General features: G+C 40.0%; 26 protein-coding genes. 21 read left to right on the top strand and 5 right to left on the bottom strand.

Features of this window, described 5'->3' with window-relative positions:
* Window positions 1–56: 56 nt before the first annotated feature.
* Window positions 57–1,037, top strand: coding sequence for a nuclease-related domain-containing protein (locus tag AC0VYO_RS18280; RefSeq protein WP_475369074.1), 981 nt, complete (start codon window positions 57–59; stop codon window positions 1,035–1,037).
* 143 nt (window positions 1,038–1,180) lie between these two features.
* Here the strand turns inward: AC0VYO_RS18280 and AC0VYO_RS18275 are convergent, their stop codons facing one another.
* Window positions 1,181–1,603 carry a VOC family protein gene (locus AC0VYO_RS18275; protein ID WP_475365831.1) on the bottom strand — a complete coding sequence of 141 codons (423 nt, stop codon included), beginning with the start codon at window positions 1,601–1,603 and terminating at the stop codon, window positions 1,181–1,183.
* 209 nt (window positions 1,604–1,812) lie between these two features.
* Here AC0VYO_RS18275 and AC0VYO_RS18270 point away from each other — a divergent pair, with 209 nt between their 5' ends.
* A complete protein-coding gene (locus tag AC0VYO_RS18270; RefSeq protein WP_475365830.1) occupies window positions 1,813–2,226 on the top strand; it encodes an acyl-CoA thioesterase in 414 nt (137 codons plus the stop codon).
* A gap of 25 nt (window positions 2,227–2,251) precedes the next feature.
* On the opposite strand, the gene AC0VYO_RS18265 is transcribed toward AC0VYO_RS18270, so the two are convergent.
* Window positions 2,252–2,986 carry a SurA N-terminal domain-containing protein gene (locus tag AC0VYO_RS18265; RefSeq protein ID WP_430244860.1) on the bottom strand — a complete coding sequence of 245 codons (735 nt, stop codon included), beginning with the start codon at window positions 2,984–2,986 and terminating at the stop codon, window positions 2,252–2,254.
* Window positions 2,987–3,176: 190 nt separating this feature from the next.
* On the opposite strand from AC0VYO_RS18265, the gene hpaB reads away from it, so the two are divergent.
* Together hpaB and AC0VYO_RS18255 are read left to right on the top strand one after the other, a co-directional pair.
* Window positions 3,177–4,619 (top strand): 4-hydroxyphenylacetate 3-monooxygenase, oxygenase component, encoded by a 1,443-nt coding sequence (gene hpaB, locus AC0VYO_RS18260; protein WP_475367952.1) that lies wholly within the window; start codon window positions 3,177–3,179, stop codon window positions 4,617–4,619.
* 118 nt (window positions 4,620–4,737) lie between these two features.
* Window positions 4,738–6,063 carry a short-chain fatty acid transporter gene (locus tag AC0VYO_RS18255; protein ID WP_475367951.1) on the top strand — a complete coding sequence of 442 codons (1,326 nt, stop codon included), beginning with the start codon at window positions 4,738–4,740 and terminating at the stop codon, window positions 6,061–6,063.
* Between the two features lie 43 nt (window positions 6,064–6,106).
* Here AC0VYO_RS18255 and AC0VYO_RS18250 read toward each other — a convergent pair whose 3' ends face one another.
* Complete coding sequence (locus tag AC0VYO_RS18250) at window positions 6,107–6,304, bottom strand: hypothetical protein (protein WP_194218818.1); 198 nt, start codon at window positions 6,302–6,304, stop codon at window positions 6,107–6,109.
* A gap of 193 nt (window positions 6,305–6,497) precedes the next feature.
* On the opposite strand from AC0VYO_RS18250, the gene AC0VYO_RS18245 reads away from it, so the two are divergent.
* The 3 genes from AC0VYO_RS18245 to AC0VYO_RS18235 all read left to right on the top strand — a co-directional run bounded on the left by AC0VYO_RS18245 (window position 6,498) and on the right by AC0VYO_RS18235 (window position 8,944).
* Window positions 6,498–7,154: a GTP pyrophosphokinase gene (locus tag AC0VYO_RS18245; RefSeq protein WP_430244853.1), complete on the top strand. Its 657-nt coding sequence runs from the start codon at window positions 6,498–6,500 to the stop codon at window positions 7,152–7,154.
* Window positions 7,155–7,169: 15 nt separating this feature from the next.
* Window positions 7,170–8,162, top strand: a complete 993-nt coding sequence (locus AC0VYO_RS18240) for a Gfo/Idh/MocA family protein (protein ID WP_475367950.1) — start codon at window positions 7,170–7,172, stop codon at window positions 8,160–8,162.
* Between the two features lie 176 nt (window positions 8,163–8,338).
* Complete coding sequence (locus AC0VYO_RS18235) at window positions 8,339–8,944, top strand: nitroreductase family protein (RefSeq protein WP_194218821.1); 606 nt, start codon at window positions 8,339–8,341, stop codon at window positions 8,942–8,944.
* A gap of 18 nt (window positions 8,945–8,962) precedes the next feature.
* Here the strand turns inward: AC0VYO_RS18235 and AC0VYO_RS18230 are convergent, their stop codons facing one another.
* Window positions 8,963–10,405: a carbon starvation CstA family protein gene (locus AC0VYO_RS18230; RefSeq protein WP_475365825.1), complete on the bottom strand. Its 1,443-nt coding sequence runs from the start codon at window positions 10,403–10,405 to the stop codon at window positions 8,963–8,965.
* Window positions 10,406–10,743: 338 nt separating this feature from the next.
* Here AC0VYO_RS18230 and AC0VYO_RS18225 point away from each other — a divergent pair, with 338 nt between their 5' ends.
* Complete coding sequence (locus AC0VYO_RS18225; RefSeq protein ID WP_194218823.1) at window positions 10,744–11,721, top strand: acyltransferase family protein; 978 nt, start codon at window positions 10,744–10,746, stop codon at window positions 11,719–11,721.
* 88 nt (window positions 11,722–11,809) lie between these two features.
* On the opposite strand, the gene AC0VYO_RS18220 is transcribed toward AC0VYO_RS18225, so the two are convergent.
* On the bottom strand, window positions 11,810–12,178 hold the full coding sequence (locus AC0VYO_RS18220; RefSeq protein WP_194218824.1) for a winged helix-turn-helix transcriptional regulator: 369 nt from the start codon (window positions 12,176–12,178) through the stop codon (window positions 11,810–11,812).
* Between the two features lie 246 nt (window positions 12,179–12,424).
* On the opposite strand from AC0VYO_RS18220, the gene AC0VYO_RS18215 reads away from it, so the two are divergent.
* The 13 genes from AC0VYO_RS18215 to AC0VYO_RS18155 all read left to right on the top strand — a co-directional run bounded on the left by AC0VYO_RS18215 (window position 12,425) and on the right by AC0VYO_RS18155 (window position 20,764).
* A complete protein-coding gene (locus tag AC0VYO_RS18215; protein ID WP_475367949.1) occupies window positions 12,425–12,916 on the top strand; it encodes a DM13 domain-containing protein in 492 nt (163 codons plus the stop codon).
* Between the two features lie 12 nt (window positions 12,917–12,928).
* Window positions 12,929–13,621, top strand: coding sequence for a response regulator transcription factor (locus AC0VYO_RS18210; RefSeq protein WP_475367948.1), 693 nt, complete (start codon window positions 12,929–12,931; stop codon window positions 13,619–13,621).
* Entirely contained in the window at window positions 13,618–14,661 is a 1,044-nt protein-coding gene (locus AC0VYO_RS18205) for a sensor histidine kinase (protein WP_475367947.1), read from the top strand. The genes AC0VYO_RS18210 and AC0VYO_RS18205 overlap by 4 nt, the downstream gene beginning before the upstream one ends.
* A 3-nt stretch (window positions 14,662–14,664) precedes the next feature.
* Window positions 14,665–15,792 (top strand): peptide-methionine (R)-S-oxide reductase MsrB, encoded by a 1,128-nt coding sequence (msrB, locus tag AC0VYO_RS18200; RefSeq protein WP_475367946.1) that lies wholly within the window; start codon window positions 14,665–14,667, stop codon window positions 15,790–15,792.
* Window positions 15,793–15,905: 113 nt separating this feature from the next.
* A complete protein-coding gene (locus AC0VYO_RS18195) occupies window positions 15,906–16,274 on the top strand; it encodes a YidH family protein (RefSeq protein ID WP_226615201.1) in 369 nt (122 codons plus the stop codon).
* Between the two features lie 138 nt (window positions 16,275–16,412).
* Window positions 16,413–16,673 carry a metal-sensitive transcriptional regulator gene (locus AC0VYO_RS18190; RefSeq protein ID WP_194218830.1) on the top strand — a complete coding sequence of 87 codons (261 nt, stop codon included), beginning with the start codon at window positions 16,413–16,415 and terminating at the stop codon, window positions 16,671–16,673.
* 53 nt (window positions 16,674–16,726) lie between these two features.
* Window positions 16,727–17,206 carry a DsrE/DsrF/DrsH-like family protein gene (locus tag AC0VYO_RS18185; protein WP_194218831.1) on the top strand — a complete coding sequence of 160 codons (480 nt, stop codon included), beginning with the start codon at window positions 16,727–16,729 and terminating at the stop codon, window positions 17,204–17,206.
* 12 nt (window positions 17,207–17,218) lie between these two features.
* The gene (locus AC0VYO_RS18180; RefSeq protein WP_404683267.1) at window positions 17,219–17,578 is read left to right on the top strand and encodes a rhodanese-like domain-containing protein; all 360 of its coding nucleotides are present in this window, start codon (window positions 17,219–17,221) and stop codon (window positions 17,576–17,578) included.
* An 11-nt stretch (window positions 17,579–17,589) separates the two neighbouring features.
* Window positions 17,590–17,898, top strand: coding sequence for a rhodanese-like domain-containing protein (locus tag AC0VYO_RS18175; RefSeq protein ID WP_475367945.1), 309 nt, complete (start codon window positions 17,590–17,592; stop codon window positions 17,896–17,898).
* Window positions 17,899–17,918: 20 nt separating this feature from the next.
* Window positions 17,919–18,482, top strand: coding sequence for a sulfurtransferase TusA family protein (locus tag AC0VYO_RS18170; RefSeq protein ID WP_475365820.1), 564 nt, complete (start codon window positions 17,919–17,921; stop codon window positions 18,480–18,482).
* Between the two features lie 80 nt (window positions 18,483–18,562).
* A complete protein-coding gene (locus tag AC0VYO_RS18165; protein WP_475367944.1) occupies window positions 18,563–19,684 on the top strand; it encodes an MBL fold metallo-hydrolase in 1,122 nt (373 codons plus the stop codon).
* 16 nt (window positions 19,685–19,700) lie between these two features.
* The gene (locus AC0VYO_RS18160) at window positions 19,701–19,928 is read left to right on the top strand and encodes a sulfurtransferase TusA family protein (RefSeq protein WP_194218836.1); all 228 of its coding nucleotides are present in this window, start codon (window positions 19,701–19,703) and stop codon (window positions 19,926–19,928) included.
* 56 nt (window positions 19,929–19,984) lie between these two features.
* Complete coding sequence (locus tag AC0VYO_RS18155) at window positions 19,985–20,764, top strand: sulfite exporter TauE/SafE family protein (protein ID WP_430244831.1); 780 nt, start codon at window positions 19,985–19,987, stop codon at window positions 20,762–20,764.
* The last annotated feature ends 47 nt before the right edge of the window (window positions 20,765–20,811 follow it).

Genomic DNA, 20,811 nt, shown 5'->3' with positions numbered 1-20,811 from the left:
GAGAATGAATTTGTATAGGTAAAATAAAAGCTAGAGGAGTGAGTACCCATTTGATAATGAAAGAACACGATCCCCCGCTACATCTCCACAAATTAAGTACCTTATTGGATCGCCTCCCTTCTCATCATCTACGCTTTGAAGAAGTGAAAGAGCAACTTTCCATGTACCAAGCAGGAATATCAGGTGAGAAATCCATTGATTTCCCTCTAAGTTTTTTAGACGATAAGCGGTTTTCAATCTATCATGACTTGCGTATTTCTGACGGTGTTCATCATTTTCAAATAGATACGCTTGTAATCAGCCAGCACTATCTTCTGGTTCTTGAAGTGAAAAACATTTCAGGAATTCTTCATTTTGATCCTATATTCAATCAATTAATACGCATTTCTGACACGAAAGAAGAAGCCTTCCCAAATCCCCTCACTCAGGTGGAACGTCAGCGTTCCCAACTTCGCGCTTTACTTCAAAAAATGAAAATACCTGAAGTACCTATTGAAACGCTTATTGTCATCGCTAACCGAAGAGCAGTTATAAAAGCGACCGAGGCGGTTCAATTCATTTCTTCAAAAGTTATTCGAAGTGAGTACCTGCCTACAAAAGTGAAGTCACTGGATCAACGATATGGGGAATTATGGTTAACGATGAAGGAAGTAAGAAAGCTGGGGCGTACTCTTGTTAAGCTACATGAGCCGCTTGACCGAGATGTACTGAAGCGATTTTCAATTTCTCGGAATGACTTGCTAGTTGGTGTAGCTTGTCCAGAGTGTGCTCGCCTGGCTATGAGGAGGCTGCACGGTAGGTGGTATTGCGAGAGGTGTGGTGCCTATTCGCGTGATGCCCACTTTAGAGCGCTTCAAGATTATGCGTTGCTTGTGTCTAGAGAGATTACGAATCAGGAGGCGAGACGGTTTTTGAAGATGGATTCCGGAGATGCTGCTACTCGTTTATTAAAATCTTTAAAAATGGAGTCAACTGGATCCACAAAAGGAAGACGCTATAAGTTAGATTTTCGGTTTTTTGATGTTTCGCGGAATTAATTGAATTTCCGCGGAAATAATACGTGTTTTCGCGGAATAAAATCGAATTTCGCGGAATTATCCAGAAAATCGCGGAATTAACTGGATTTCCTCCACCAAGCAACCACAAAAAAAGCCCCCACACGCGTGGAGGACCCCCATTACTATTTAGACGACCCGGATTTCTCAAAGTTAAGATCCCAAATCACTCCATAGGCATCCTTAACCTTCGCAAATGTCGCTCCCCAGAAGGTATCCTGAAGCTCCATATAAACGGTGCCTTTTTCTTTCAAATGCACATAGAGCGACTCAATTTCTTCAGCGCTATCCAGTTCGAGGGCAAGAGAGATGTTATTACCTACAGTTACGTTTTGGTTCAAAAAAGTATCCGATACCATGAAAAAGAGCTCATCTTTTTTGAATCGTGCGTGCACGATGTAATTGTCCATTTCTGGTGGTGTTTCAAAGTCTGCTTCTCCGAACGTTTGGAGATCGGTTATCTCGCCTTCAAAGACTTCTTCGTAGTATGCCAAAGCCTCTCGCGCTGTGCCTTCAAATGTGAAATAAGGAATCGGATGGTGCTTCATAGCCTTCACTCTCCTTTAAATGAGGTCGCTTGTCTATCTACATCTAGTATAACGTTATGACTAGAAATACTAAAGAACATTCGTTCGTCACGAAATGTCACAATTCAGCGAGGGTTTTTCGTAGGGCATATGAAAGGAAACTCACGCTATTTTAAAGAAAGGAAGAGTGGCTTTTCAGAGCGAATTAGTAAAACAATAGGAGGTGCTGTATGTATCAGAAAGTAATCGATCCAAGAGTCTCAGAAACAGATGGAGCAGGGCATATTAATAATACGGTCATTCCAGTGTGGTTTGAATCTGGTCGAGATCCGATTTTTCGACTGTTTAATCCAGATTTAACCTTTCATGATTGGCACTGCGTCCTTTTAAAAATGAATGCGAGATACCTCTCCCAACTCTATTACGGAACGCCGATAACCGTATACACTTGGATCAAGAGAATTGGGCGAACGAGTTTTGAGGTTTATGAGGAAATTCATCAGAAAGAAAAAGTTTGTGTAACAGGATCGGCCACGTATGTGAACTATCATTTTGATCAACAAAAAAGCATGCCAATACCAGATGACATACGAAATCAGCTTGAAGCACATCTTTACACAACTCAAAAAGCCACTAGCGAGTAACTTCGCTAGTGGCTTTTCATAAAAGTTAAATGTTGATTTTAACGTCAGCATCTTTCTTTAATTTCTCAACTAATTCTTGAGTTTTCTTCGATTTTTGTTCATCTTCTAGACCTTTTTTGATCTGAGGTTTCACATCTTCATAAGCTGGCATTTCTTCTGAAGTACCCTGTTCTTTTGCTTGATCATAGTATTCTTTCATTTCTTCTTCAGTCACTTCATCCACTTCGATTTCCTGGTCGATGTAAGTTGTATATTGGATGTTCTTCGCAATTTCTTTTTCAAGATCTTCCATTGTCATGTCGCTTTGTTCAAGTGCTGCTTCGAACTTCTTCTCATCTTCATAGCCCTCTTTAATACCGGCAAGCTCTTCTTTGATCTTATCGTCGGAAGCTTCAATGCCTTCTTTCTGAGCGGCTTGGAGAATTAATTCCTGTCCAACCATGCTTTCAGCGACTTGTTTTTTCATTTGGTCTAGCTGATCTTTAGGCACTTCCTGGCCCATTTGTACGTACTGCATTTGGCTCTGGCTATAAAGGGCATTGAAATCTTCCCCTTTAATTTCTTCACCATTAACGGTTGCTACTACCTTATCTGCATCAACTTTATCAACTTCCGGTTGTTCCTGCTCTCCGGATTGTGCTTGTTCTTCTGTATTTGTATCTTCTTCTTTCTTGTCATTACTGCTTTCTTCATTTCCTCCACAGGCAGCTAATACAACGATTAGTAAACCTGTTATGAGTAAGTAAGTTAATTTACGCAATTCACATGCTCCTTTCAAAAGGCTGTGTCTATTGTTCCACAAAAAGATAGAGTTGAAAACCCCTAACAGTAAGTATGGGATAAATACCACATTCTTATTACATTCTTTCGTGATTCAGGTGGAAGCACTAACTTCTAGGATGCCTAGCGCATAGAGTAATAAGAAGTTTATTACTAAGAGGTGAGACTCCATGATTAATGGGAAGCAGTATGTTGAGCGTATTGATGCGCTCAATAATGAAGTATGGATTGCAGGAGAGAAATGCACAGGCAAAATATCGGAGTTAGCACCATTTAAAGGAATAGTGAAAAGCAAAGCTGCTCTATACGAGTATCAGTGTAAGGAGGAAAATGAAGAGCTTTTTCGTTATGCGTTACCTCATTTAAAGAAAGAATATGGGTTTTCCTATCATCAACCAAAGCGAATAAAAGATTTATCCAATCGTCGAAAAGCAACACAGGAGTGGGCAAGGTTGAATGCGGGGTTAATGGGGCGCTCGCCTGACTATATGAATACATTACTTATGACACTTGGTGTTGCGGCTAAACATTTTGCTGAGGACCGGGAAGTCTTTGGTGACAACATCAAAAGATTATATGAAAAAGCAAGAACAGAAGATCTATCCATAACGCATACATTTATTAATCCCCAGGTAAATCGGTCCATTGGTCAATATTTTGATGACTCTACGATCACAGCTGCTAAAGTTGTAGAAGAAAAGAAGGAAGGCATTGTCATTCATGGTGCAAGATTGTTAGCGACACAGGGGGGATTGACGGATGAACTGCTTGTCTTGCCCGCAGGTGGGCATACGTTAGATGATTCGTATATCTTTGGTTTTATGATTCCATCAAATACAAAAGGGCTCAAATTTCTATGTAGGGAATCATTTTGCTATAGCGATTCGAAGTTCGACCATCCATTAGGCTCACAATTTGAGGAAAATGACTCTATTGTTGTGTTTGATCAAGTGCTTGTACCATGGGAATGTGTTTTTATATATAAGAATATCCAGACCGTTGCTGCAATGGAAGATGCGACTGGTATGTACACGTTTCTGCAATTTCAATCAGTGTGCAGGCAGGTTGTGAAGTTAGAGTATATTCTTGGGCTTTGCGAATCAATGGGAGATGCCATTCAAATTCAAGAGTATGAGCATGTGAAGCAAAAAATGAGTGAAATTATCACAACTCTTGAGATTATGAAAGCTCTGTTACTGGCATCGGAGGTCAATAGTCAGCTCAATCACTATGGAACGCTTGTACCTGATAGTCAGCCGTTGAAAGCTGCCAGTCAATACTTTCCAACTGTTTACCCGAGGTTAATTGAAATTATTCAGTTGCTCGGCGCAAGTGGATTAATTTCCATACCAACTGAAAAAGATTTCAATTCCGATATCCAAGAAGATTTAGCACAATATTTGCAAGGAGCGAATATTGAAGCGAAAGAGCGAGTCAGATTGTTTCGAATGGCCTGGGACCTTGGTATGAGCGCCTTTGGTTCTCGTCAAACACAATTTGAAAGGTTCTTCTTTGGGGATCCCGTCCGTCTTGCAGCTGTTCATTACAACCGATATTATACTCAGCCATATGTCGATATGGTTGAGGCATTCTTAAATAAAGTAGGAGAATAAAGTCGCCGCTGTGCGGCTTTTGATTCAATTTGTAAGCGTTTTCTGTAGTGTGGAAGGAGACGGGATTGTTATTAACGAATGATGTGAAGGGGGCACAATACATAAAGGAGTTGAAGATATGCTAAAAGCATCTATTTCATTTTCGAATCGCATCATGCAACGCTATTTACCCGATCCGTTTTTATTTGTGATCATCCTCACTTTCGTGGTATTTGCATTTGGACTTGTTTTTACTGGAAGTTCACCGGTTCAGATGGTGCAATACTTTGGAGAAGGGTTTTGGAGTTTACTAGCTTTTTCTATGCAAATGGTACTCGTTCTTGTAACAGGATATGTTCTTGCGAGTAGTCCTCTTTTCAAGAAAGCCCTCCGTTTTCTTGCGGCGAGAGCGAAAACGCCTGGACAAGCCATTGTGTATGTCACACTCGTATCGTTAGTAGCAAGCTGGATCAATTGGGGATTTGGTCTTGTGATCGGAGCATTATATGCGAAAGAGCTTGCTAAAAAAGTAGAAAAAATAGATTACCGATTGCTGATCGCAAGTGCCTATAGTGGATTTCTTGTGTGGCATGGTGGGTTAGCTGGATCGATACCATTGACTATTGCAACACCTGATCATTTTACAGCCGATCTCATTGGAACCATATCAACGAAGGAAACAATCTTTTCCCTATTTAATCTCGTTATTGTCGCGTCATTATTTATTCTGTTACCCCTTATTAATTACTTTATGTCTCCAGCGGAAGAAGAGCGTGTCCAAATTGATCGCACTTTGCTAGAAGAAGGGAACCTTCATGCTACAACTGTGGAGGGAGATTTAACACCTGCTGAGCGTCTCGAGAATAGTCGCGTCATCTCGATGATCATTTCATTTGTTGGGCTTGCTTATCTTGTTTATTATTTCGTAAACGCCGGATTTGAACTGAATTTAAATATCGTGAATTTTGGCTTTCTCTTCCTGGGCATTCTTTTTCATGGTACACCGCGTCTGTTTCTTGAATCTGTAGGTAATGCAGTTAAAGGAGCTAGCGGGATTATTATTCAATTTCCTTTTTATGCAGGGATAATGGGGATGATGGTGGCTTCTGGTCTTGCTGCTCAGCTTTCAGAAGGGTTTGTTTCCATCTCAAACGAATTTACCTTTCCATTCTTTGCTTTTTTAAGTGCAGGAATTGTGAATTTCTTTGTCCCTTCTGGTGGGGGGCAATGGGCGGTTCAGGCACCTATTATGCTAGATGCAGCAAAAGCGCTTGAGGTTTCCGTTCCTAAAACGGCAATGGCTGTCGCATGGGGAGACGCCTGGACAAATATGATCCAACCGTTTTGGGCATTGCCTGCTCTTGCGATTGCGGGATTAAAAGCAAAAGACATTATGGGATACTGCTTTATTGTTCTAATCGTAAGTGGAGTGGCAATTTCGTTAGGGCTTGTTTTCATAAGTTAAGGGAGGGGATTTCCTCCACTTTGCAATAGGGTAGTGGATTGATTTAATTCGCGCGATCTAGCTTTTGGTTTCGTATGATTCCATAGATTGCAGAAGAAGTGAAAAAGAGACAAAGTATAACAAAAGTAAGGGTGTAGGCTAATTTGCTCTCACTATACATATCATAGGCAAACATCCCCATTGCCACGGCGCTAATGAATAGATTGATCAGGGTGAAAGGATGAAATTTTGGTTTATCCATTATTCTCCTCCTTTTCATGTCAGTTTAACATAATTTCTCAAAAGAATTAGGCGACAAAATAAAATCGACAGGCATAATAAATTTCTATCAATCCAAGGACATGTAAAAGAATATTGTTTAGAGTTCGTCAAAGGTCGTTCATACTCCATTCACAAAAATGTGGTACCGTATGTGGTGAGAGGATGATTTCAGTATGAAGAAGGAATTCCAAGAACGAATAGAAGAATGGAAGAATTTTTTATTTATTTATAAATTTGCTCTGGATGAAATTAATACAAAGTTAACTATCTTAAATGATGAATTTCAATTTGTGCATCAACATAACCCTATTGAGCATGTAAAGTCTCGCATTAAGTCACCAGAAAGCATTATGGCGAAGCTTGAACGTAAAGGTCTTGAAATAACAACTGAAAATGTAAAAAAACATATAAACGATATTGCTGGAGTTCGTGTGACGTGTTCCTTTACAAATGATATTTATCGAATCTATGAAATGATTGAAAGTCAGGATGACATTCGCTTAATCGATGTAAAAGATTATGTTAAGAATCCAAAGCCGAATGGCTATAAAAGTTTGCATCTGATTGTTGAAATTCCAGTCTTTTTATCAAAGGGTCCTGAGTTAGTAAGAGTTGAAATTCAACTGCGTACAATTGCAATGGATTTCTGGGCAAGCTTAGAGCACAAAATTTATTATAAATTTGAAGGTGAAATACCTGGAAATCTTAGTGATGAATTAAAAGAGGCAGCCGAGATTGTGCATTACCTTGATGCCAAAATGATGAGAATTAAAGACGAAGTAAATGAATTTAAAGAGCATGAAAAAGAAGAGAAGCAAACAATAACTTAATTTAGGGGTGTTCATGTGAAGAAAATTCGCTGGGGAATCATCGGTTGTGGGAATGTGACAGAGAAGAAGAGCGGCCCGGGTTTTCAGAAAGCCGAGAATTCAGAGCTCGTTGCTGTTATGCGTCGAGACGCAACACTTGCTGAAGACTATGCTAGAAGACACAATGTTCCAAAGTGGTACACAAATGCAGAAGCACTCATTCATGATGAAGAAGTAGATGCGATTTATATCGCTACGCCACCATCAACACATAAAGAATACGCCATTCTTGCAGCTAGAGCCTCAAAGCCTGTTTATGTGGAAAAGCCAATGGCACTAAATACAGAGGAATGCGAGGAGATGATTAAGGCATGCGAAGAGAACGACGTGCCACTGTTTGTTGCCTTCTATCGCCGTGCTATGCCTGCCTTACTGCAAGTGAAGGAAGTAATCGAGAGTGGAGCTCTTGGTAACATTCGATTTGTTACTACGGTGCACCATAAGAAAGCTTCTGAACAAGAAAAGAACGGAAACTTGCCATGGCGCGTGCAGCCGGAAATTTCAGGCGGTGGTCACTTCTTTGATCTTGCAAGTCATACGTTAGATTTTCTTGATTATGTACTTGGACCTATTGAAAGTGTAAATGGATTTGCAACGAATCAGGCGGAGCTATATCAGGCTGAAGATATTGTCTCTGGTTCATACGTCTTTGAATCAGGTGTTCACGGTACGGGGCAATGGTGCTTTAATTCTTATAAGAATGAAGATTGGAATGAGATTGTTGGTGATAAAGGGTCACTCCTCTATTCCACTCTCCAAGAGCGTCCAATGATTCTGAAAGATGAACAGGGCGAACGTGAAATCGAAGTCGTCTACCCTGAGCATGTTCAACAACCTTTAATTCAGACGATCGTAAATGAGTTGAATGGAGAAAGTCATTCACCAAGTACTGGTAAGACAGCTTTACGAACAAGTAAAGTAATGGATCAGCTTGTGGCAAATTATTATCAGAAAAGCGGAAGCCTATAAAGTAGGCTTCTTTTTTAATTCGTTAAAAGTGATCTAATGGGTAAAATTCATAATATGATCATTTTCCATTTGACATTGATAATCATTATCAATAAAATAAGTATTAGAATAGTTTATCTGAATAGATCTAATTGCCACAAAGATAAGCAGGTATATAGAGAAAGGGTGCTTTAGACATGTATGAGATGATTCAGGATACAATTGTTTCGAGAAGAACGATTCGCAAATTTCATCCAGACGATATTCCTCTACATACAATTGTGGAGATACTTGAAGATGCCAAATGGGCTCCAAACCATAAATTTAGAGAACCATGGGAAGTTGTCCTATACAAAGGGGATGGGAAAGGTCAACTCATTGATCAAGTGCAGGAAAGCATTGTCCGTAATGAGTTGGATGAAGAGAAGAGCGAGAAGAAGAAGGAGAAAATCAATCAATTCATTAATGAAATCCCCATTCATTTAGTTGTTTATATGAAGTCCTCTGAATCAGCTAAAGAAAGACATGAAGATTTTGCAGCTACATGTGCGTTCATACAAAATGTCCAGCTTCTTTCCTGGTCAAAAGGACTTGGGGTCGTGTGGAAAACAAATGGATTTATTTTTGATCCGGTGTTTCGAGAAGGAATCGGGCTAGAAGCTGATGATGTTATTGTTGGCATGCTTCATATTGGAAAGCCCGCTGTTATTCCGAATCCTAAAGAGCGGAAATCCATTAAGAACAGCCTCACAATTTGCGACACGGCGCCCCAATCTAAAAAAGAACATTCCTCTTATATGTAAAGAGGAATGTTCTTTTTTCTATGCTACTTTTTCTACTGGTACGTTTTCTTTTTTGCGTGCATTCCACAGCTGATAACCAAACCATCCAGCAGTTAAACATGTGATGCCTCCACCCATGAACATGGATGTCGCATAAGGTAGCTGAAATCCTTCTGGTGCAAGAAAGAGATAGGTAGCTACGGTCATAGTCATGAAAAGTGCTGGAACGCTACAAATCCAATGAAATTTTTGCTTTTTAACTAGATACATGGCCGCTGTCCAAAGCATCACAGTGGCAACAAGCTGATTCGTGAATCCTACGTATCTCCAAAGGAAAGTGTAATCAATTTGGGTTAAAAGAAAAGTTGGTGTGGCAACAGCTGCCGTTAACAAAAGCGTTTTGCCTTTTCCATCTGCCGCTTCTGACTTTCCTTTTTTAGTAAACAAATCAGCTAACATCATTCGAGACGATCGAAGTGATGTATCCCCCGTTGTGATTGGAAGTATGATGACGCCAACGATTGCTAAGATGCCTCCAAACGTTCCAAGTAAGGATGAACTGATTTCATTTACAACCCCAGACGGTCCTCCTGCTGCAAGGGCACCTTGAAGTCCACCTGTACTTCCAAAGAAAGTCATTCCGGCAGCCGCCCAGATAAGAGCAATTACTCCCTCTGCAATCATCGCTCCATAGAAAACCTTTTTTCCATCGCTTTCACGTTTCATTGTTCTTGCAATGATTGGGCTTTGAGTCGAATGGAATCCTGAAATCGCTCCACAAGATACTGTGATCATTAAGAGTGGCCATAATGGCAAATTATCTGGATGAAGATTGGCTAGTGTTAAGTTTGGTACAGGATTGTCCATAAAGAACAAGCCGATTGCGATTGACACGGCCATCAGAATAAGAATGACGCCGAAAATCGGATAAATACGCCCAATAATTTTATTAACTGGAAGAATGGCTGCTAAAACGAAATAAGCAAAGATTAAGACTAAGCTCATTGTAAAATTAAGCGGTGTAACCTGCGCCATCAGCTGGGCAGGTCCAGCTGTAAAGGCAGCAGCTACTAGAATCATCAGAACGATCGAGATAATATTGATTGTTCCTTTTGCGCCCTTCCCAAGGTAACGACCTACGAGAGATGGATATTGTTCACCGTTATGTCTAAGCGACATCATACCGGAGAAATAATCATGAACAGCCCCTGCGAAGATGGAACCAATGACGATCCAAATAAACGCAACTGGTCCATAAAGAGCACCAAGAACGGCTCCAAAAATAGGACCTAGTCCAGCAATATTAAGTAGCTGAATCAAACTTCCTTTCCACCAGCTCATTGGCATAAAGTCCATGCCGTCTTGCTTTGTATATGCAGGCGTTTCACGATCATCGTCTATGCCGAAAATTCGTTCAACCACCTTAGAATAAACGTAATAGCCAACAATCAATAAACAAATGGCTCCGACAAATGTGATCATGTCTCCCGCCTCCTTTTCGATGTATGAAAATATAACATTCATTCTACTCACCACCGGGAGAAAAAACAATAGAATTATTCAGAAAAAATACATTTTTCTATTAATTCAAACGTTTTCACTAAAAATTGGTTCGTTTGACCTGGTGTTAACTAGTAAAAAGGGTGTGAATTACACGAAAACATCATCTGAATATTCTTTCTTTTGGTGATATTGACAGATTAATATAGGTAAGGTGCGAATAACTTACAAAGATATAGGGTGAAAATACGAAAAAGTGGGTATATAGAGAAAGACGATACGTGTGATCGTCTTTCAATCCTTTGAGGAGGTTGTTTTTCGTGTCAGAACGTATTGCGTATTTCGATAATAGTAAAGCTATATTAATATTGTTAGTAGTGGGCGGACATATGCTGACTCCGTTTATTGACGATTCACGTTTTTTGTATAGTCTCTACCACGTTATTTTTATTTTTCACATGCCTGCATTTATTTTCCTAGCTGGTTATTTCACTAGAAAAGCATCTGGAACTAGGTATTTCTGGAAAATATTTACAACGTTTTTATTGCCTTATGTGATTTTTCAAGTTGTTTATTCGATTTATTATACAAACCTTTATCAAAAGTCATTTGCAATCGAGTTTCTAACGCCGCGATGGGCAATGTGGTTCCTTTTATGTATAGCCGCTTATAAACTGATTTCACCGCTTTTGCTTAAAATGAAAGCAAGCATTTTGCTTCCATTAAGTATTGGTGCAGGGCTCGCTGTGGGTTATTTTGATGTTGAGAGATTTTTATCATTAGATCGACTTTTTGTTTTCTTGCCTTTCTTCGTACTTGGGATGGTCATGGGATGTCGAAAAAAACCGATCAGATTTCCACATATGAAGTGGATAGCCCCTGTTGTGCTCGGCGGATTGTTCCTACTGTTTTATTTATACAAAATAGAAGGACTTGCTGATCTACTTTATGGTACGTATGTTTATGAATCAAACACAGACTTGTTGATTCGACTAACTTATTATGTTGGTACAGCAATTGTGATGTTCTTGTTCTTTTCAATGATTCCAGAGGGACCAATTGTATTTACACCACTCGGATCAAGAACTTTTGCGATTTACTTGTTCCATGGATTTGTTATTAAATGGTTCTTAGAACAGCAGTCGTCTGAAGTTATCGCCACGATATGGGGCGTACCTTTTATTTTAGTCTTTACTTTATTTATTTCCACTTTGTTCGCAATGCCTTTCTTTTCGAAACTCTTGGCGTTCGACAGGTGGCTACCGTCTCCTGACAAATTGACATCTGCACGAAGATAACAAAAAAACGGTACGTCACTATTGAGTGGCGTACCGTTTTTATATGGGATGGTTGATTCTGATATGAGCTATGTGGAAAGAATGGCAATTAGGCTTTCATTGTGTCACGCTCTTCAGGCTGAAGAAGAACGTCTTCTTTACATGGATAGGTTTTCTCAATATGTTGTTCTCCCCAAGCGCAAAGTGAATCCAGAATTTCTTTTAAAGACCATCCATAGTCCGTAAGAGAATATTCAACCTTAGGGGGGATTTGGTTATAGACCTTTCTTAGTATCACACCATCTGTCTCTAACTCACGTAGCTGTTGGGTCAGCATTTTCTGAGTTATGCCAGGCATCAACTTTTTAAGTCCACCTGTACGCTTTGTGCCTTCTATTAAATGACAGAGTATGACGACTTTCCACTTTCCTCCGATCACTTCCAGGGCAGCTTCGACAGGAATATTATATTTTTTCATCGTATATACTCCTTACAATAAATATATGGTTGAATTCTATACTCATATCCTATCACCTATAGCTTTGTTTAACCAGAAAAATGATGATACACCCGGACCCCTTTTCAAAACCGATCAAACATCTACGCAACGTTTAAAATGAGTTACACTAGAGAAGAGTTAATCAAATCGTAATACTTTCTTCAGGAATCACTAATTTTTATTTCTTATGATGAGGATATCCTATAAGAGGAAGGAACGATGTTGATGAGTAAGAAAGGATGGATTGGAAGTATCTTTCTTGTGCTTTTGATCGTGGTTGGATGGTGGATGGTTTCTCCTCTTTTTCTTGATGAAGTGGTTGATGAAGATCTCCCGACAACGATTGAAGCAACAACTAATGCTGAAGAGACATCCAATGAAGAATCACCAGCTGTATCCCACTCAGGGATGTTTGTCGATGGTGATGATACCCATCATGCTTCAGGTAACGTCACATCGTTTTACACTGATTCGAAACAATGGGTTAGGTTTGAGAACTTCGAAGTGACGAATGGTCCTGACTTATATACTGTACTCGTAAAAGAAGGGCAGTCAACAGATGAAGGAACGATACTTGGGAAATTGAAAGGAAATGTTGGCAGTCAGAACTATCGCATTCCTGATTCGTCTTCACTTGAAGAAGGCGATCGGATTGTCGTTTGGTGCAAAGCTTTTGAAGTTGATTTCGGCTTTGCGGAACTGTTTCATAAGGAATAGAGGTGAAGTGCATTGGCAGAAAAAATCCTACTAGTGGATGATGAAGAATCCATACTTGACGTTAGTAGGAGGTATTTGGAGAGAGATGGGTATCACGTGATTACTGCAGCAGATGGAGAAGAGGCTATAAGTAGGTGGGAAAAAGAGAAGCCAGATCTCATTGTACTTGATTTGATGATGCCGTTAAAAGATGGAATGGAAACGGCGGAGGAGATTCGAGCGGTCGATGATGTTCCTATTATTATGCTGACAGCTTTAGGTCAGGAACGAGATCGTCTTTTAGGATTAACGGTCGGCGCGGATGATTATTTAACTAAACCGTTTAGCCCAAGAGAGCTTGTTCTTAGAGTGCGAAATATATTGCGTCGGACGAAACGACAACATGCGGAGAATGCCTCTTTCTTAACGTACGGTGAGCTTACAATTGATGAATCTCGAAGAAAGGTAACAGTCGATCGGAATGAAGTGGAATTGACTGTTAAGGAATTTGAACTTCTCTATTTGTTAGCCAGTCATCCTACACGTGTCTTTCCTCGCTCACAATTGATTGAAGCGATATGGGGATATGAATTCGACGGTGATGGCAATACGATAAATGTTCATATAAGACGTCTACGTGAAAAAATTGAAAAAGATTCAGCAGAGCCTAAATGGATTAAAACCGTATGGGGCATCGGGTATAAGTTTGAAGGAGAATCAACATGAAATTGCGAACGATGCTAATGCTTGCCAATGGGATATCGATTGCTTTTATCCTAGTCTTTCTCATTATTAGTTACGTAAGAATGGTCCTTTCACCTGAACTGATCCTCACCCTTACGTTCATTACGATTGGAGCTGGTTCTCTATCGATGTTGGCTCATTTTATATTCACATCGCAAATTTTGAAGTCAGTGAATCAGATGACGGAAGATACGAGCAGAATCGCTGAAGGAAAGTTCGATGTCAAGGTGGCAGAGCAAGGGCCAACAGAAATACAGGAGCTTGCACAGCATTTCAATGTGATGTCCGAGAAGCTAAATCTAATGTTTTCAGAAGTGAAGCGTTCGGAGCAATACAAAACAGAATTGATTGCGAACGTTTCTCATGATTTAAGGACACCTGTTTCTTCGATTCGATCCTTTGCTGAAGCACTTCAAGATGGCGTCGTTACAGATGAGAAAACAAAAAGACAGTATCTAGATACGATCGAAAGAGAAACAGAACGGCTTAGTCACTTGATTGAAGAGCTGTTGAATTTATCTCAACTAGAAAGTGGCACTTTACCATATGAACCTAGATTCGTTCACCCTGACGTCGTTTTAGTTGAAACGCTACAGCAGTTCGATCGCAAGCTACAAGAGAGAGAGATTGAACTTGCAGTTGAAATTGATGAAGAGCTAGGTGTCATCCCTATGATGCCAGACCATATCAAACGCGTGCTTACGAACTTAATTCAAAATGCAATCGCGTTCTCAGATGATCATTCTACGATCCATATTACACTGAAAAAGGTTGAGACAGCTGCTCTCTTTTTTATAAGAGATGAAGGAAACGGAATTCCGAAAGAAGAACAAGAACGGATTTTTGATCGTTTTTACCGTGTTGAGAAATCGCGTAACACAAGGTACGGGGGTTCCGGACTGGGTCTAGCCATATCGAGACAATTGATTGAGCTTCATGGAGGGAAGATAGGCGTTAAAAGTAACGTAGGTCATGGCAGCGAATTTTGGTTTATGCTTCCACTTGAGAAGAAGGAGGAATAATGAATGAAGATAACGAGATGGTTTCTGTTAATTGGGATTGCGGCAGTGCTCGTATTTGCTATTCCAAAACTTTATGATGTGATTTTTAAACGTTCTTATGGAAGCGAGCCAGCACAAGCTGTACAGGATAATGAAGCGGTGGCGACTTTTGCAGGAGGATGTTTCTGGTGTATGGAGCCGCCGTTTGAGAAATTAGATGGCGTAAGAGAAGCGGTCTCAGGCTATACTGGCGGGAATACAGAAAACCCTTCTTATGAAGAGGTATCTTCTGGTGGAACCGGGCATGTAGAAGCTGTCCAAGTATATTATGACCCTTCCGTTGTGAGCTATGAAACATTGTTAGATGTATTTTGGAGACAAATCGATCCTACTGATGATGAAGGACAGTTTGTTGATAGGGGAGACCAATATTTATCTGGAATTTTCTATCATAATGAAGAGCAAAAGAAAGCTGCTATAGCGTCTAAGGAAGAAATTCAAAGTTCAAACAGATTTAATAAACCTATTGTCACGCCTATCGAACAAGCAGAAACATTTTATGTAGCGGAAGAGTATCATCAAGATTATTACAAAGAAAATGAACTGCGTTATAAATATTATCGAAATAATTCAGGACGAGATCAGTTTCTTGAGAAAGCATGGGGAGATGATCTTGAGGTAGATGCACCAGAAGCGAAGACAAATCTCACGTATTCTGATGAAGAGCTAAAAGAGATGCTTACACCGATTCAATATAGTGTGACGCAAGAGGACGACACAGAGAAAGCTTTTGATAATGAGTATTGGGATAACAAAGAAGAAGGAATCTATGTCGATATCGTTTCAGGAGAACCTCTTTTTAGTTCAGCGGATAAATATAAATCAGGAACAGGATGGCCTAGCTTCACAAAGCCCCTTGTACCTGAGAACATTGTAGAGAAAGAGGATAAAAGCTGGTTTACGGTTAGGACGGAAGTAAGAAGTATGAACGCTGACTCTCATTTAGGTCACGTGTTTGAAGATGGCCCTGAACCAACAGGTCTCCGCTATTGCTTAAACTCTGCAGCGCTTGATTTTATTCCAAAAGACGAAATGAAAGAAAAGGGTTACGGAGAATATTTGGATGAATTTGAAGAAGGGGCAGAATCCTAATGGATTCTGCTTTTTTTGTTCATGATAGAAGAATAAGAGTAGTTGAATAAGATTTCTACATTGAATACATACACTAAGGGGTATATAATACAGATCATGTGAGGTGAATAAGGGTGGAAAATAAAAAGGCAGATGGACGTGTGCAACAGTTATTAGCGAATGAGCGCACGTTTCTAGCATGGGTTCGAACTTCTATTGCGATCATTGGTATTGGTTTTCTAACAGCAAGCTTACATTTTACTAGAGCTGCTGGAGAGAGAGCTGATGATCAGGTCGCCGTGTTCATTAGTTTCTCATCTTTATTTTTTGGATTATTAACGATCGCTGGAGGAGCGGTGCAGTTCTACCGAACGAAAAAACGCATTATGAAATTTGAGGTTCCTTCTTCTTCATGGATTGTTGTGTTTCTTCTTATAGTAGTGTTGTTAATGATTGCACTGATCGCCACGTATTTTATTATTCAAATCAATTGGCTTTCTTAAAACCAGGGTGTTGACATTTCATACAGGTGCGTTATAATACCCCTATAGGTATTAAAAAACACAAACGAATTCGATTTACAGATAAATTTTTTTACTTGATTTTATACCCCGTAGGGTATAAGGTGAGGAGGAAATGAAATGCAATATGATAAAGCAGTTATGAATCGATTGAAGCGAATTGAAGGACAAATTCGCGGTGTTATCCAGATGATGGAACAAGAGAAAAGCTGTGAAGACATTGTAAATCAGCTTTCTGCCACTCGTTCTGGTATCGATCGTTCGATTGGATTAATTGTAAGTTCAAATCTTGAACAGTGTCTTCACCAACAGATTGAACAGGGAGAATCTACTGATGATGTTGTGAAGGAAGCTGTTAATCTTTTAGTAAGAAGTCGATAATAAAAAAATTTAACACATTATATACCCCAAGGTGTATAAGAGGAGGAAATAGAATGAGTGAACAAAAGAAAACAACGATTGTCCTATTTAGTGGAGATTACGACAAAGCAATGGCTGCCTACATTATCGCGAATGGTGCCGCCGCATATGACCATGAGGTAACCATTTTCCATACATTCTGGGGGTTAAACGCTCTTAGGAAAGATCAGCAAGTTGAAGTCAATAAAGGGTTCCTAGAGAAAATGTTTGGCAAAATGATGCCCCGCGGTGCTGATAAAATGGGTCTTTCAAAAATGAACTATGGTGGAATGGGTAAGAAGATGATTAAGAACGTCATTAAGAAGCACAATGTAACAGAACTTCCGCAGCTGATTGAGCTTGCGCAAGAACAGGAAGTGAAGCTCGTTGCTTGTACGATGACAATGGATCTTTTAGGTCTTCAAAAGGATGAGCTGCTAGAAGAAATCGAGTATGCAGGTGTTGCTGCATATCTAGGCGACGCTGAAGATGGTAACGTCAATCTCTTCATTTAAGGAGCGAAAAGAATGGAACTTTTGCTAATAGCTGTCATTGTGATAGCTGGATGGTTCATTTATAAAAAGGTAGGACCAGGAAAAGGTGTAACAACGATCACCTCTGAAGAAGCAAAAAGGAAGTTTGGCGATCGCAATGTTCAATTTATTGATGTTCGTACACCTGGTGAATATAAAGGTCAAAAAGTGAAGCAATTTAAAAATATGCCGCTCAACGAACTTAGCAAACGCACAAAAGAACTGGATCCTAATAAAGAAGTCGTCGTGATTTGTCAAAGTGGAATGAGAAGTTCAAAAGCTTGCGGAGAATTGAAGAGACAAGGATTCACGTCTGTATCGAATGTTCGCGGCGGAATGAATATGTGGAAATAGGGGGAATTAGAATGTCTGGTTATGTAAAAGATGTAACGCCAACTGAAGTGAATAACATGTTGAAGGAAAATAAATCAATTAGTATTGTCGATGTTCGCGGACCAGAAGAGGTGGCAGAAGGAAAGATTCCTGGTGCCTACAATCTACCGGTTAATGAATTACAGGGAAGAATGAATGAGCTTGATAAGGAAACGGAGCATATTATCGTCTGCCGATCAGGTGGCAGAAGCAGCATGGCTTCTATGGTTCTAAAATCAAACGGGTATTCCGTGTTAAATATGACAGGCGGCATGCTTGAATGGACTGGAGAAACAGAATAACGACTACAGGAGGTAGACTAATGATACAAACTGATCACGTACTCGATGCAAAGGGCCTAGCGTGCCCGATGCCAATTGTGAAAACGAAGAAAATGATGAAGGATCTTGAATCAGGAGTCGTTCTTGAAATCCTAGCAACAGATAAAGGATCAAAAGCAGATCTTAAGGCATGGGCTGACAAAGTAGGGCATCACTATCTTGGAACAATTGAAGAAGGTGACGTTTTGAAACATTATCTTCGTAAGGCTTCAGATGGTGAGACGACACTTGAGCAGAGTCATCCACATGTGATTTCAAATGCAGATCTTACAGCTAAACTCTCAGATGATGAAATGACGATCGTTGACGTAAGAGAGCCAGCAGAATATGCGTTCAGTCACCTTCCAAATGCGATTTCTTTGCCACTTGGCGATTTAGATAACCGTATGGCAGAGTTAGATAAAGGGAAGAAGATTTATGTAGTTTGTCGTACAGGTACAAGAAGCGATCTTGCGGCTCAAAAGTTAGCTGAAAATGGCTATGATGTGATCAATGTTGTGCCAGGAATGTCCGAGTGGGATGGTCCTACTACATCTGATCTTTAAAAGATAAAAGGGCGGGGATTTTTTCCCCGCGTACAACTTAATTTTTTTTGGAAACATAAATACGGACGGGGGTATATGAGGTGGATTTGAAACAAAAACATGCAAGTGAAGTAGCAAAAAAAGTGATTAATAAGCAAGAGCTTTTTATTCTCGATGTAAGAAATGAAGAAGCTTATGGCGATTGGAAAATCGAAGGTGAATCTGTTACGTCTATGAATGTTCCTTACTTCGATTTAATTGACGGCGTTGAAGAGATCCTGCCAAAGCTTCCAAAGGATAAAGAAATTCTAGTTGTATGTGCAAAAGAAGGTTCTTCGATCTTTGTAGGTGAAGAACTCGTTGAAGCGGGAATGGAGAATGTATCTTATCTTTCTGGCGGAATGAAGGCATGGAGTGAATACCTTGAGCCTGTTAAAGTAGGCGATCTTCCGGGAGGAGCACTCTATCAATTTGTTCGCCTTGGTAAAGGGTGTCTTTCATATTTGATTGAATCAAATGGAGAGGCTGCTATTGTGGATGCGAATCGAATGATTGAGAATTACACAACCTTTGCAGAAAACAAAGGTCTTACGATTAAAGCAACATTTGACACACATCTTCACGCAGATCACATTTCTGGGGGGAAGTCGTTAGCTGACCAGGTAAATGGAACGTATTACCTTCCAGAAGAAGATGCTGGTGAAGTAACATTCGAATATTCAGCACTTAAAGAAGGAACTTCAGTGTCTATTGGAAACGTAACAGTTGAACCGATCTACTCTCCAGGACACACCATCGGAAGTACGTCACTTATGATCAATGATGCTTACCTTTTAACTGGTGATATTCTATTTGTTGAATCAATTGGTCGCCCGGATTTAGCTGGCAAAGCTGAAGATTGGGTTCTTGACCTTCGCACAACACTTTATAACCGGTATAAAGAGATGGCAGGGGAATTAGTTGTTCTTCCAGCTCACTTCTCAAAAATGGCTGAGCTTGATGAAAATGGAGCCGTGTCTGCAAAACTCCAGGATCTTTACCAAAAGAATGATGGTCTAAATGTGGAGAAGGAAGAAGATTTCAGAAAAATGGTAACCGAAAATCTTCCTCCACAGCCTAATGCTTATCAGGAAATTCGTGAAACAAATATGGGGAAAATTACCCCTGATGAAGAAACAAAAAGAGAAATGGAAATTGGACCAAACCGCTGTGCGGTTAACTAATAAGGAGGAATTACAAATGGATGCACAAAAAACATTAGATACAAAAGGGCTAGCATGCCCAATGCCAATCGTAAAAACAAAAAAAGCAATGAAAGACATGGAGTCAGGTGAAGTTCTTGAAGTTCAAGCGACTGATAAAGGAGCTCAAAGTGACCTTACTGCATGGGCGAAATCAGGTGGTCATGAACTAATGAAGTCTGAAGAAACAGACGGCGTGTTCTATTTCTGGATTAAAAAAGCTTAGTACATGATAGGAGGTACTGAATAAGTACCTCCGTTTTAATGTAAGGGGTGAACAGGATGGATTTGAGTTTTATAATAACGATTTTTGCAATTGGATTTATTGGATCTTTTATTTCAGGAATGGTTGGAATCGGTGGCTCGATTATTAAATACCCGATGCTACTTTATATCCCACCACTACTCGGTTTTGCGGCATTTAGTGCCCACGAAGTTTCTGGTATTAGTGCAGTTCAGGTATTCTTCGCAACCATTGGTGGTGTTTGGGCTTACCGTAAAGGTGGTTATCTTAATAAGCAATTGATCCTCTACATGGGGGTTAGTATTCTAATCGGTAGTTTTATTGGAGGATATGGTTCGACCATTTTGTCCGAACAGGGAATCAATGTCGTCTATGGACTGCTTGCTGCGATTGCAGCTGTCATGATGTTTATACCGAAAAAAGGCATTGATGATATACCGCTTGATCAGGTGAAATTCAATAAACTACTTTCATCAGCTCTTGCCTTTATTGTAGGTATTGGCGCTGGGATCGTTGGCGCCGCAGGAGCATTCCTTCTCGTTCCGATCATGCTCGTCGTGCTAAAGATTCCGACGCGGATGACGATTGCATCTTCTCTTGCGATCACGTTTATTTCTTCGATAGGTTCGACGGTTGGAAAACTCGCAACAGGGCAGGTTCTTTTACTTCCTGCTGCGATAATGATTGTCGCAAGCTTAATTGCTTCGCCACTTGGTGCGAATGCTGGTAAGAAGATCAATACAAAAATTCTTCAATGGGTGCTTGCTGCCCTAATTCTTGGAACGTCTATTAAGATTTGGATTGACCTTCTCTCATAATCGGAAAAAGCTGTCTCTCTCATTGCTACATGCAATTTGAGGAGACA

This window comes from Anaerobacillus sp. 63XJN7_4_ISO-PGPR-S23-413, assembly GCF_056173725.1.
The sequence above is the reverse complement of the archived record's forward strand: the minus strand, read 5'-3'. Positions and strand labels throughout refer to the sequence as shown.

Coding starts and splice junctions, on each gene's coding strand:
- AC0VYO_RS18280 (WP_475369074.1), top strand. CDS start 57: ATGAAAGAACACGATCCCCCGCTACATCTCCACAAATTAAGTACCTTA.
- AC0VYO_RS18275 (WP_475365831.1), bottom strand. CDS start 1,603: ATGAAGCACCATCCGATTCCTTATTTCACATTTGAAGGCACAGCGCGA.
- AC0VYO_RS18270 (WP_475365830.1), top strand. CDS start 1,813: ATGTATCAGAAAGTAATCGATCCAAGAGTCTCAGAAACAGATGGAGCA.
- hpaB (WP_475367952.1), top strand. CDS start 3,177: ATGATTAATGGGAAGCAGTATGTTGAGCGTATTGATGCGCTCAATAAT.
- AC0VYO_RS18255 (WP_475367951.1), top strand. CDS start 4,738: ATGCTAAAAGCATCTATTTCATTTTCGAATCGCATCATGCAACGCTAT.
- AC0VYO_RS18250 (WP_194218818.1), bottom strand. CDS start 6,304: ATGGATAAACCAAAATTTCATCCTTTCACCCTGATCAATCTATTCATT.
- AC0VYO_RS18245 (WP_430244853.1), top strand. CDS start 6,498: ATGAAGAAGGAATTCCAAGAACGAATAGAAGAATGGAAGAATTTTTTA.
- AC0VYO_RS18235 (WP_194218821.1), top strand. CDS start 8,339: ATGTATGAGATGATTCAGGATACAATTGTTTCGAGAAGAACGATTCGC.
- AC0VYO_RS18230 (WP_475365825.1), bottom strand. CDS start 10,405: ATGATCACATTTGTCGGAGCCATTTGTTTATTGATTGTTGGCTATTAC.
- AC0VYO_RS18220 (WP_194218824.1), bottom strand. CDS start 12,178: ATGAAAAAATATAATATTCCTGTCGAAGCTGCCCTGGAAGTGATCGGA.
- AC0VYO_RS18215 (WP_475367949.1), top strand. CDS start 12,425: ATGAGTAAGAAAGGATGGATTGGAAGTATCTTTCTTGTGCTTTTGATC.
- AC0VYO_RS18205 (WP_475367947.1), top strand. CDS start 13,618: ATGAAATTGCGAACGATGCTAATGCTTGCCAATGGGATATCGATTGCT.
- msrB (WP_475367946.1), top strand. CDS start 14,665: ATGAAGATAACGAGATGGTTTCTGTTAATTGGGATTGCGGCAGTGCTC.
- AC0VYO_RS18190 (WP_194218830.1), top strand. CDS start 16,413: ATGCAATATGATAAAGCAGTTATGAATCGATTGAAGCGAATTGAAGGA.
- AC0VYO_RS18185 (WP_194218831.1), top strand. CDS start 16,727: ATGAGTGAACAAAAGAAAACAACGATTGTCCTATTTAGTGGAGATTAC.
- AC0VYO_RS18180 (WP_404683267.1), top strand. CDS start 17,219: ATGGAACTTTTGCTAATAGCTGTCATTGTGATAGCTGGATGGTTCATT.
- AC0VYO_RS18175 (WP_475367945.1), top strand. CDS start 17,590: ATGTCTGGTTATGTAAAAGATGTAACGCCAACTGAAGTGAATAACATG.
- AC0VYO_RS18170 (WP_475365820.1), top strand. CDS start 17,919: ATGATACAAACTGATCACGTACTCGATGCAAAGGGCCTAGCGTGCCCG.
- AC0VYO_RS18160 (WP_194218836.1), top strand. CDS start 19,701: ATGGATGCACAAAAAACATTAGATACAAAAGGGCTAGCATGCCCAATG.
- AC0VYO_RS18155 (WP_430244831.1), top strand. CDS start 19,985: ATGGATTTGAGTTTTATAATAACGATTTTTGCAATTGGATTTATTGGA.